The sequence below is a fragment of the Streptomyces sp. AC627_RSS907 genome (assembly GCF_019049165.1).
The window spans coordinates 37,415-48,845 of sequence record NZ_JAGMUE010000012.1 but is presented as its reverse complement, the minus strand read 5'-3'; the positions used below and the strand labels follow the sequence as shown (position 1 = coordinate 48,845).

At 72.1% G+C, this 11,431-nt stretch carries 9 protein-coding genes; 4 read left to right on the top strand and 5 right to left on the bottom strand.

Going from position 1 to position 11,431, the window contains the following annotated elements; all coding sequences use genetic code 11:
• Nucleotides 1-33: 33 nt before the first annotated feature.
• Nucleotides 34-489 (bottom strand): flavodoxin family protein, encoded by a 456-nt coding sequence (locus KUM32_RS03835; protein ID WP_217140333.1) that lies wholly within the window; start codon nt 487-489, stop codon nt 34-36.
• Between the two features lie 375 nt (nt 490-864).
• On the opposite strand from KUM32_RS03835, the gene KUM32_RS03830 reads away from it, so the two are divergent.
• Nucleotides 865-1,377: a GNAT family N-acetyltransferase gene (locus tag KUM32_RS03830; protein ID WP_217140332.1), complete on the top strand. Its 513-nt coding sequence runs from the start codon at nt 865-867 to the stop codon at nt 1,375-1,377.
• An 82-nt stretch (nt 1,378-1,459) separates the two neighbouring features.
• Here the strand turns inward: KUM32_RS03830 and KUM32_RS03825 are convergent, their stop codons facing one another.
• Nucleotides 1,460-3,034, bottom strand: coding sequence for an MDR family MFS transporter (locus KUM32_RS03825; protein WP_254405000.1), 1,575 nt, complete (start codon nt 3,032-3,034; stop codon nt 1,460-1,462).
• Nucleotides 3,035-3,127: 93 nt separating this feature from the next.
• Nucleotides 3,128-3,859 carry a TetR family transcriptional regulator gene (locus KUM32_RS03820; protein ID WP_217140330.1) on the bottom strand — a complete coding sequence of 244 codons (732 nt, stop codon included), beginning with the start codon at nt 3,857-3,859 and terminating at the stop codon, nt 3,128-3,130.
• A gap of 313 nt (nt 3,860-4,172) precedes the next feature.
• Here KUM32_RS03820 and KUM32_RS03815 point away from each other — a divergent pair, with 313 nt between their 5' ends.
• The gene (locus tag KUM32_RS03815; RefSeq protein WP_217140329.1) at nt 4,173-6,557 is read left to right on the top strand and encodes a phosphoketolase; all 2,385 of its coding nucleotides are present in this window, start codon (nt 4,173-4,175) and stop codon (nt 6,555-6,557) included.
• A 48-nt stretch (nt 6,558-6,605) separates the two neighbouring features.
• Nucleotides 6,606-8,990: a glycoside hydrolase family 65 protein gene (locus tag KUM32_RS03810; RefSeq protein ID WP_217140328.1), complete on the top strand. Its 2,385-nt coding sequence runs from the start codon at nt 6,606-6,608 to the stop codon at nt 8,988-8,990.
• Nucleotides 8,991-9,013: 23 nt separating this feature from the next.
• On the opposite strand, the gene KUM32_RS03805 is transcribed toward KUM32_RS03810, so the two are convergent.
• Nucleotides 9,014-9,469, bottom strand: a complete 456-nt coding sequence (locus KUM32_RS03805) for a hypothetical protein (protein ID WP_217140327.1) — start codon at nt 9,467-9,469, stop codon at nt 9,014-9,016.
• 372 nt (nt 9,470-9,841) lie between these two features.
• On the opposite strand from KUM32_RS03805, the gene KUM32_RS03800 reads away from it, so the two are divergent.
• On the top strand, nt 9,842-10,120 hold the full coding sequence (locus KUM32_RS03800) for a hypothetical protein (RefSeq protein ID WP_217140326.1): 279 nt from the start codon (nt 9,842-9,844) through the stop codon (nt 10,118-10,120).
• A 7-nt stretch (nt 10,121-10,127) separates the two neighbouring features.
• Here the strand turns inward: KUM32_RS03800 and KUM32_RS03795 are convergent, their stop codons facing one another.
• Nucleotides 10,128-11,390 carry an arginine deiminase gene (locus KUM32_RS03795; RefSeq protein ID WP_217140325.1) on the bottom strand — a complete coding sequence of 421 codons (1,263 nt, stop codon included), beginning with the start codon at nt 11,388-11,390 and terminating at the stop codon, nt 10,128-10,130.
• Nucleotides 11,391-11,431: the final 41 nt, after the last annotated feature.

Genomic DNA, 11,431 nt, shown 5'->3' with positions numbered 1-11,431 from the left:
GCACCGCCCCGCCGGCACCGGCCCGCGTCGGCGTCAGCCGTCCATCAGCCCGGCGGCGAGCGTCGCCCCCAGCTCCCAGCAGGCCTCCAGGTCGGCCTTGGTGGGCTCACCGGCCACGCTCACCGCCGTCGCCGCGCGCTGCCAGCCGAGGCCCGTCGTGACCGACTCGATGCCGCGCACCGCGCCCGTGGTGTCACTGCCGCCGTGCACGTAGTAGCCGTAGGGCCGGCCGCGTGTCCCGTCCAGGCAGGGGTAGTAGACCTGGTCGAAGAAGTGCTTCAGGGCCCCGGACATGTAGCCCAGGTTGGCGGGCGTGCCCAGCAGGTAACCGTCGGCCTCCAGCACGTCCACCGCCGTGGCGGCCAGTGCCGCGCGCCGGACCACCCGCACCCCCTCGATCCCGGGGGCGGTCGCCCCGGAGACGACGGACTCCAGCATCGCCTGGCAGTGCGGCGAGGGCGTGTGATGCACGATCAGCAAAGTGGACACATCCCGAAGCCTGCCGTCCGGCACCCGCCGACCGCAAGAAACACCCCCGGCCGGCCGTCGCGGGCCCCCGGATCAGCCGTCGCGACCGGCCCCTCGCACCGCCCGGATCACCGGGAGAGCCGCTCGACGGCGCGGGTGACACCGTCCGGAGGCCGGACCCGGCCACGCGGACCGTACGTCACGCCGCCGCGCGGATACACTGGCTCGCGTTCGCGTTCGATCAGGCTCAGGACGACCGGGACGACCGGGACGACGAGGAGGTGGGGTCGATGACCGCGCAGGAAGCCGCTCCCCGCGGCGCCCGGGGCTCTCGTGCCCCGGGCCACGGTCCTACCCTGACGAACCGCACTCCCGGAAAGGGATCCACATCCCGTCATGTCCCACATCTGGAACACGCGCGCCGAGACCGGCGCCGACGTCCCCGCCATCCGTGACATCGTCCGCGCCGCCTTCCCCACTCCGGAGGAGGCCGCGCTCGTCGACGCGCTGCGCGCCGACCCCGACGCCTGGATCGACGGACTGTCCGTCGTCGCGGTGGACGACCGCGACCGCCCCGTGGGTCACGCCCTGCTGACCCGCTGCCACATCGGGGACAGCCCGGCGCTGTGCCTGGCACCCGTCGCCGTGCGGCCCGAGCGGCAGCACAGCGGCGTCGGCTCCGCGGCCGTCCGGGCGGCGCTGACCGCGGCCGGGCGGCTGGGCGAGCGTCACGTCGTCGTCCTCGGACACCCGGACTACTACCCCCGGTTCGGCTTCACCCGGGCCTCGGCCCACGGCATCGGCGTGACCATCGACGTGCCGGACGAGGCCCTCATGGCCCTCACCCTGGACGCCGGTCACCCGCTCCCCGCCGGCACCGTCCGCTACGCGGCACCGTTCGGCATCTGACCGCCGGCTGAACCACCGCCGTGCACGACAGCGGGGCCGCCCGTCCGCATCCGGACGGGCGGCCCCGCTGCTGTCGGGTACCTCAGGCGACGGGCGCCGCCGGACCCTTGCCGGCCGGCGCGGCGGAGGCCTCACCGGCCTCCTCGGCGAGGCGCTCCATGCCGCTGGTGGTCTTCAGCGGCTTCTCCTTCAGGAAGACGACGGCGACCAGCGCGAGCAGGGCGAAGGGCGTGGCGATGAGGAACAGGTCGGCCGTGGCGACGGCGTAGGCGTGCTCGACGATGGACCGCATGGGGGCGGGGAGCGTGGTCATGTCCGGGACGCTGCCCTCGCCCGAGCCCTCACTGGTCGACGCGGTGATGCCCGCGTCCCTGAGCCCGTTGGTGATCTCGCTGGTGACCCGGTTGGCGAGGATCGCGCCGAGGACGCTGACGCCGATGGTGCCGCCCATGCTGCGGAAGAAGGACAGCACGGAGGTCGCGGCGCCCAGGTCGGCGGCGGGCACGTCGTTCTGCGCGGCCAGCACCAGGTTCTGCATCAGCATGCCGACGCCGACGCCCAGGATCGCCATGTAGAGGCTGAGCAGACCGAAGTGCGTCTTCGCGTCGATCGTGGCCAGCAGTGCGAGGCCGACGGTCATGGCGACCGCACCGGCCACCAGGTACCTCTTCCACTTGCCGGTCCGGCTGATGACCTGTCCGGCGATGGTGGACGACACCAGCAGGCCGAGGATCAGCGGCAGGCTCATCAGACCCGCGACCGTCGGTGACTTGCCCAGGGAGACCTGGAAGTACTGCGAGAGGAAGACGGTCCCGCCGAACATGGCGACACCGACCAGGAGGCTGGCGACGGTGGTCAGCGTGACCGTGCGGTTGCGGAAGATGTCGAGCGGGATGACCGGCTCGGGGGTCCGGGCCTCGACGAACACCGAGGCGGCCAGCAGCAGGACGCCACCGCCGGCGAGGGCACCGGTCTGCCAGGAGGCCCAGTCGAACTCGTTGCCCGCCAGCGACACCCAGATGAGCAGCGCGCACACACCGGCGACGATCAGGAAGGCGCCCAGCCAGTCGATCCGCACCTCACGCCGTGTGGTGGGCAGCCGCAGCGTGCGCTGGAGCAGCGCGATGGCGAGCAGCGCGAACGGTACGCCGATGAAGAAGCACCAGCGCCAGCCCAGCCAGGAGGTGTCCACCAGGACGCCGCCGATCAGCGGTCCGGCCACGGTGCCCACGGCGAAGACGGCACCGAAGATGCCGGCGTACTTGCCCAGCTGGCGGGGCGGGATGACGGAGGCCATCACGACCTGCGCGAGGGCGGTCAGGCCACCCGCGCCGATGCCCTGCACGACCCGGCTGAAGATCAGCAGTCCGACGCCGTGGGAGAAGCCGGCCAGCAGGGAGCCGATCACGAACATGGCCAGCGACAGCTGGAGCAGCAGCTTCTTGTTGAAGAGGTCCGACAGTTTGCCCCACAGGGGCACCGTCGCCGTCATCGCCAGGAGTTCCGAGGTGACGACCCAGGTGTAGGAGGACTGGCTGGCCCCCAGGTCGGCGATGATCGTGGGCAGCGCGTTGGAGACGACGGTGCCGGCCAGGATCGCGACGAACATGCCGGCCATCAGGCCGGACATGGCCTGGAGTATCTGTTTGTGGTCCATGGAGGTGGGAGGCGCGTCGTCGGGCGCCTGGACTGCGGTCACGACATCTCTTTCGGTGGTGGTCTGGTGGGTCGCGCGAGCGAGGCGCGGAGTCTACGCGTGCGGTGCCGGAAGGCCTGCGGCGAGGAGACGGAACACTTCGTGGAAGACGTCGAGGAAGGCGGCTTCCTCCTGATGGGTGGACCAGTAGTCCATGCTGGTCCGCACCGCGGCGCTCGCCACCGAGGCCAGCAGGCGCGGATAGAGGCCGGGCGCCGTACGCCCGTCCTCGTCGGACCCGCACCGGGGCCTGGACCCGGTTCCGGACGTGGGCCCGGACCCGGTTCCGGACGTGGCCCCGGCCCCGCCCCGGCCGCCGCCCGCACCGCGGAGGCGGGCCGCGATGGCGTCGGCCAGGTCCGCCTCGGCGGCGAGGTGGGCTCCGACGCTTCGCGCCAGGAGGTGCGGCGAAGCGTGCAGCACCTCGGCCTGCAGCCGCCACAGCTCGTGCTGCTGCTCCGCCTCGGCGAGTTCCGCCACCATGGCCTCGCGCAGCGCTTCCAGCGGGGGGAGTCCGGCCGGCGCGTCGAGCACGGCGCGCCGTATGCGCGCGCCCGCGTCCATGTCGATGACCACGAAGGCGTCGTCGCGTGTGTCGAAGTAGTTGAAGAAGGTCCGTACCGACACCCCCGCCGCGGCACTGATCGCCTCGACGGTGACCTTCTCCGCCCCGTGCTCGGCGGCGAGCCGCACCGCCGCCTCGGCGAGTGCGGCACGCGTGGCCCGCTTCTTCCGCTCTCGCAGGCCGCCGCCTCCCGCGGCACTCTTCTCCGACATAAGTTGCATGATATGCAAAGATGCACGTCGTGCAAAATTGGCCCGGTGGCCCGGTGGCCCGGTGGCCCGGTGGCCCGGTGGCCCAGCGGCCCGCGCGCGGTGCCCCGCCGCTCTGCTCGCCGTCACGGCGCCTCCGGCTCGGAGCCCGCCCGCGCCCTGTTCCGGCAGCGCCCCTGTCCGGGGATCCGACGTGACCCGAACGGCTGTGCCGGGTACCCGGCCGGTCCGCGCGAGGTGGTGGGATGGGCACGGGTGCCCCCGCTCCATCGGCGCCACCCGCGTCCACTCCGGCCGACGCTGTCCCGACACGGAAAGGACCCCGATGTCCGTCGACACGCAGCAGGCGCCTCCCGGGCTCACGGACGAGGAACTCGCCACCCTGGACGCCCACTGGCGGGCCGCGAACTACCTCGCCGTCGGCCAGATCTACCTCATGGCCAACCCCCTGCTCTCCGAACCGCTGCGCCCCGAGCACGTCAAGCCGCGACTGCTGGGCCACTGGGGCACCTCACCCGGCCTCAACCTCGTCCACACCCACCTCAACCGGGTGATCAAGGCCCGTGACCTCGACACCCTGTGCGTCTGGGGCCCCGGCCACGGCGGCCCCGCCGTACTGGCCAACTCGTGGCTGGAGGGCTCGTACACCGAGACCTACCCGGACATCACCCGGGACGCGGCCGGCATGGCCCGGCTGTTCAAGCAGTTCTCGTTCCCCGGCGGCGTGCCGAGCCACGTCGCCCCCGAGACGCCGGGTTCGATCCACGAGGGCGGCGAGCTCGGCTACGCGCTCGCGCACGCCTACGGCGCCGCCTTCGACCACCCCGGCCTCGTGGTCGCCTGTGTGATCGGCGACGGCGAGGCGGAGACCGGCCCGCTGGCGACGTCCTGGCACTCGAACAAGTTCCTCGACCCCGTCCACGACGGCGCCGTCCTGCCGATCCTGCACCTCAACGGCTACAAGATCGCCAACCCGACGGTGCTCGCCCGCCTCCCCGAGGCCGAACTCGACGAGCTCCTGCGCGGCTACGGCCACGACCCGCTCCACGTCACCGGCGACGAACCGGCCGCCGTCCACCGCGCCATGGCCCACGCCATGGACACCGCCCTCGACCGCATCGCCGCGATCCAGCGGGCCGCCCGCGAGCGGGGGGACACCGACCGGCCCCGCTGGCCCGTGATCGTGCTGCGCACCCCGAAGGGCTGGACCGGCCCGGCCGAGGTCGACGGCCTGCCCGTGGAGAACACCTGGCGTGCCCACCAGGTCCCGCTGTCCGCCGTACGGACCGACCCCGGCCACCTCGCGCAGCTGGAGCGGTGGCTGCGCTCCTACCGGCCCGAGGAGCTGTTCGACGACACTGGAGCTCCGCGGCCCGCCGTGCTGGCCGCCGTCCCGGAGGGGGAGCGCCGGCTGGGCGCCACGCCGTACGCCAACGGCGGACTGCTCCTGCGCGAGCTGCCCCTGCCGCCGCTGGACAAGCACGCCGTCGCCGTCGACAGGCCCGGCGCGAGCACGCACGAACCGACCCGGGTCCTCGGTGACGCACTGGCGGACGTCATGGTCGCCACCGCCGCCCGGCGCGACTTCCGCCTCGTCGGCCCCGACGAGACCGCCTCCAACCGCCTCCAGGCCGTCTACGCCGCCAGCGGCAAGGCCTGGCAGGAGCGCGTACTGCCCGTCGACGAGGACCTCGACCGGCACGGCCGCGTACTGGAGATCCTCTCCGAACACACCTGCCAGGGCTGGCTGGAGGGATACCTCCTCACCGGCCGCCACGGACTGTTCTCCTGCTACGAGGCCTTCGTCCACATCGTCGACTCGATGGTCAACCAGCACGTCAAATGGCTGCGCGTGACCCGCCGCCTGCCCTGGCGCGCCCCCATCGCCTCCCTCAACTACCTGCTGACCTCCCACGTGTGGCGCCAGGACCACAACGGCTTCTCCCACCAGGACCCCGGCTTCGTCGACCACATCCTCAACAAGAGCCCCGAGGCCGTACGGGTCTACCTGCCGCCGGACGCCAACACCCTGCTCTCCGTCGCCGACCACGCCCTGCGCAGCCGCGACTACGTCAACGTGATCGTCGCCGGCAAGCAGCCCTGCTTCGACTGGCTGTCGATGGACCAGGCGCGGGTGCACTGCGCGCGCGGCGTCGGCATCTGGGACTGGGCCGGCACCGAGGACGGCACCCGCGAACCCGACGTGGTGCTCGCCTGCGCCGGTGACGTACCCACGCAGGAGGTGCTGGCCGCCGCCCAGCTCGTCCGCCGCCACCTGCCCGGACTCGCCCTGCGCGTGGTGAACGTCGTCGACATCGCCCGGCTGCTGCCCAGCGGGGAACACCCGCACGGGCTGAGCGACTTCGAGTACGACGGCCTGTTCACCGCCGACAAGCCGGTCATCTTCGCCTACCACGGGTACCCCTGGCTGATCCACCGGCTCGCCTACCGGCGCACCGGCCACGCGCATCTGCACGTGCGCGGTTACAAGGAGATCGGGACGACCACCACCCCCTTCGACATGGTGGTCGGCAACGACATGGACCGCTACCGCCTCGTCATGGACGTCATCGACCGTGTGCCCGGCCTCGCGGTGCGCGCGGCGGCCGTACGGCAGCGGATGGAGGACGTCCGGCTGCGGCACTACGACTGGATCCGCGAGCACGGAGTGGACCTGCCCGAGGTCGCCGACTGGACGTGGGACGGCTGAGGCCCGGGCAGACGGCCTCCGGCACACCGCGCGAAGGGAGCCAACGCAGTGACCGCCACCCCCTCGACCTGGGACTACGACCACTACGACCCGGCCCAGGAGCGGCTGCGCGAGTCGCTGTGCACGCTCGGCAACGGCTACTTCGCCACCCGCGGCGCACTGCCCGAGTGCGTCGCGGACGACGTGCACTATCCGGGCACCTACGTGGCCGGCTGCTACAACCGGCTCACCTCCACCGTCGCCGGTCGAGAGGTGGAGCACGTAGAGAACGAAGACATCGTCAACCTCCCGAACTGGCTGCCCCTGCGCTTCCGGGTCGACGGAGGGGAGTGGCTGACGCCGGACACCGCCGAGGTGCTCGACCACCGGCAGACGGTGCACCTGGACTCGGGCACACTGGAGCGCCGTACCCACTACGGGCTCGGCGACGGACGTGTGCTGCGAGTGCGCCAGCTGCGCCTGGTGCACATGGCCGATCCCCATCTCGCCGCGCTGCGCACCGAGTTCACGGTCGACACCGGCACGGCGGACATCGACGTGGAGGCGGCCCTCGACGGCGACGTCAGCAACTCCGGGGTGCCGCGCTACCGGGACCTGGAGGGCCACCACCTGATCCACGTGCACACCGGAAGCGTCGACGACAGCACGGTGTGGCTGCGCTGCCGCACCCGCACCTCGGACATCCGCGTCGGCATGGCGGCCCGTACGACGGCCGACGCGCCGGTCACCCCTTCACGGGAGCACCTGCGGGTCACCCAGCGCACGACGTTGCGTGCGGCACCGGGCCGCACCGTCACCGTCGACAAGGTCGTCACCCTGCACACCTCACGCGACCCCGCGATCAGCGACCCGCTGCAGGCCGCCGTCGACCGGGTGGCCGACGCACCGGGCTTCGACGCGCTGCTGGCGAAGCACCGGACGGCCTGGGGCCAGCTGTGGCGCCGCGCCGAACTCGACGTGCCCGGCGAGGCGGGCAGCATCCTGCGCCTGCACCTGTTCCACGTGCTGCAGACCCTCTCCCCGCACACCGCCGACCTGGACGTGGGCGTACCGGCGCGCGGACTGCACGGGGAGGCCTACCGCGGCCACGTCTTCTGGGACGAACTGTTCGTCCTGCCCTTCCTCAACCTGCACTTCCCCGAGGTGTCCCGGGCCCTGCTCCACTACCGGCACCGCCGGCTGGACCGGGCCCGCGCGGCGGCCCGCGCCATCGGCAGGCAGGGCGCGCTGTACCCGTGGCAGAGCGGCAGCGACGGACGCGAGGAGACGCAGCGACTCCACCTCAACCCCCACTCGGGCCGCTGGCTGCCGGACCACTCGCACCTCCAGCGGCACGTCGGCTCGGCCGTGGCGTACAACATCTGGCAGTACTGCGAGGCGAGCGGCGACGCCGAGTTCCTGCACACCGAGGGCGCCGAGATGCTGCTCCAGATCGCGCGCTTCTGGGCGGACTCCGCCACCTGGGACGAGCGCCTGGGGCGCCACCGCATCCGGGGCGTGGTCGGTCCCGACGAGTACCACGAGGCCTACCCCGGCGCGCGGCGGCCCGGCCTCGACGACAACGCCTACACCAACGTCACCGCCGCCTGGGTCCTCACCCGCACCATGCAGGTGCTGCGCACCCTCCCCGAGGCCCGCCGGCGCGAACTCGCCGAGCGCACCGGCCTGGACGGCGGCGAACTCGAACGGTGGGAGGACGTCTCCCGGACCCTCCACGTGCCCTATCACGAAGGCGTCATCAGCCAGTTCGAGGGCTACGGCGACCTCGCCGAACTCGACTGGGAGGGGTGCCGCCGGCGCTTCGGCGACATCCGGCGGCTGGACCGTCTCCTGGAGGCCGAGGACGACAGCGTCAACAACTACAAGGCGTCCAAGCAGGCCGACGTACTGATGCTGGGCTACCTCTTCTCCCCGGCCGAACTGCGCTCACTCTTCGGCCGGCTGGGCTACGAACTGGACGACGCCACCTGGCACCGCACCGTCGACTACTACCTCGCCCGCACCAGCCACGGCTCCACCCTCAGCGGACTCGTCCACGGCTGGGTGCTGGCCCGGGCCCGTCGCGCCGAGGCGTGGACGTTCTGCCAGGAGGCGCTCAAGGGCGACGTCGCCGACCTCCAGGGCGGCACCACCGGAGAGGGCATCCACCTCGGCGCCATGGCCGGCACTCTCGACCTCGTCCAGCGCGGCCTGACCGGGCTGGAGACCCGTGAGGGGGCCCTGTGGCTGGACCCGGTGCCCCTGCCCGAGCTGTCCTCGTACGGGTTCTCCATCCGCTACCAGGGCCACTGGGGCGTACGGCTCCGGCTGGAGCACGGCCACATGGAGATCACGGTGCCGTCGTCCGACCGCCTGCCGATCGACGTCAGGCTGCCGGACCGCACGGTGCGGCTCCAGCCGGGGGACGGTTGCCGCCTGGCGCTCCAGGACTGAGGCGGGGCGGGCCGCCGGGTCACTCAGTCCCCGAGGGGATATGTCACCACGCGCGGGAAACCGTCCGGCCTGCCGTCGGTGTAGGTCAGGGTGATCCGGGTGAAGTGCTGCTCCCCGGGGTCCTTCTCCCAGGCCCGCGGCTGGTCGAGGCGCACGGTGACGGGATAGGAGTGGAACGCGCCGGCGGCGCAGTAGGGGACGCAGTCGTTGACGGCGTTGGTGCCCCGGCCCACCGCGGCGTCCGCGTCCCAGCGCACCCAGTGCAGCGCGCTCAGCCGGCTGTTGCCGTCGCCGCAGGCGAGTATGAACGCCGCGGGCCGCACGTCGGGCTGCGACGAGCAGTCGACCAGCACGGGGTCGTCCTGCGTCTGCCGGGCCGTGTCCTGCGCCGGTGGTACGGCAAAGGCCGTGCCCAGGGGTACTGCGAGCGCGGCGGCGGCACAGAGCGTGACCGCCGCCCTCATCGGGTTACTGCCCATGTCTGCTCCCGGCCGTCTCGTGGTCGCTTGTCTCCGCTCTCCGCTTCCCCGTACCCGACGGTACGACCGTGTCCGCAAACACACCACTCGTACGGAGTACGGCCCGCACCGGGAGCCCGGCCGGGCGCCGTCCGCCACCTGCCCTCGGCGTGCCCGCGGTGCCGCCGAGGGCACCACCCCCGGACCCGGCGCGGGCCGCGGCGACCCCGCGTTCCCGCACGAAACCGGTCGGAACCCTGCCCGGCCGGTTTCGTGCGATAAGGCGCCGATTGCATCCACCGGGTGGTCGTCGCGGCGGGCCGCAACCGTCGGCGCCCGCGTCGCTGTCTCTTGCCGTCGAGAACGGCGACCCATCAAGTGGAGGACCGCGGTATGCGCACCATGACTGCCCCGACTGCCGCCGACCTGACGCACTCCCACGACACCCAGGGCGACTACCTGCTCCAGCCGCCCAACCCGGCGGCGCGCGTCCCCTGCCGCGTCGACCCCGTCGACCTGCGCCGTCTGGACCTGCTCGCCGTCCTGACCGCGGCGGGCATCGCGCCCTCCGCCGGCGACCGGGCCGCCATCGAACTGCTCAGCGAGCTCCCCGGCAGCGTCCACGAGGCACTGCACCGGTGGCTGTCGCAGGCCTACGGGTTCTGCCGGTGATCCGGGTTCAGAAGGCCACGGGGTCCCGTACCAACGGACACGTCATGCAGTGTCCTCCTCCGCGCCCCCGGCCCAGTTCCGCGCCGACGATGGGTATGACCTCGATGCGGGCCTCGCGCAGCAGCGCGTTGGTCAGGGTGTTGCGGTCGTAGGTGAACACCACTCCGGGTTCCACCGCGACGGCGTTGTTGCCGCTGTCCCACTGCTGGCGTTCCGAGGCGTAGGCGTCGCCGCCTGTCTCCACGACGCGCAGTGTGGACAGCCCGAGCGCTTTGGCCACGACGTCGACGAAGGGGGTCGTGCCCTCGTCGACGATGTCGAAGCCGGGTGCCCGGTCGCCGGGGCGCAGGGAGAAGGTGTGCACCGCGTCCATGATCCGGGGGTAGAGCGTGACCACGTCGCGGTCGGCGAAGGTGAAGACCGTGTCCAGGTGCATGGCGGAGCGCAGCTTCGGCATCCCGGCGACGATGACGTGCTCGGCGGCGCCGCTGCGGAACAGCGCGGCGGCGACCTGGGTGATGGCCTGCCGCGAGGTGCGCTCGCTCATGCCCATGAGGACCACACCGTTGCCCACCGGCATGATGTCACCACCCTCGAGGGTGGCCTGCCCCCAGTCGGCTTCGGGATCGCCCCACCACACCGTCGCCCCCTTGAAGTCGGGGTGGAAGGTGTAGATCGCCTTCATCAGCAGCGTCTCGTCGTGCCGTGCGGGCCAGTACAGCGGGTTGAGGGTGAGTCCGCCGTAGAGCCAGCAGGTGGTGTCACGTGTGTACAGGGTGTTGGGCAACGGTGGCATCAAGTACTCGCGGGCGCCGGTGGATTCGCGGGCGAGCGCGAGGTGGGGGGAGCGGAAGTCCTCGGGGAGATCACTGGTGGCGAGGCCGCCGACGAGGTACTCGGCGAGTTCCCTGGGTGACAGGGTCTCCAGATAGGCGCGGGTCGCGTCGACGAGCCCGATGCCGACCTGGTTGGCGACGATCTTCCGGTCCAGAAGCCACGCCTTCGCCTCGGGGAGCGCCAGGATCTGCGTCAGCAGACCGTGCAGCTCCACCACCTCCACCCCGCGCCGGCGCAGTTCGCCTACGAAGGCGGCGTGGTCCCGCTGGGCGTTCTCCACCCACATCACGTCGTCGAAGAGCAGGTCGTCGGAGTTGGTGGGCGTGAGCCGCCGGTGCGCGAGGCCGGGGGAACACACCAGGACCTTGCGCAGTCTGCCGACCTCGGAGTGGACGCCGAGCACGGGCTTCACGGTGCTGTCGTTGCTGGTCACACGGCCTCCCGGAAGGATGCGGGACGAGGAGGGGGAAACGA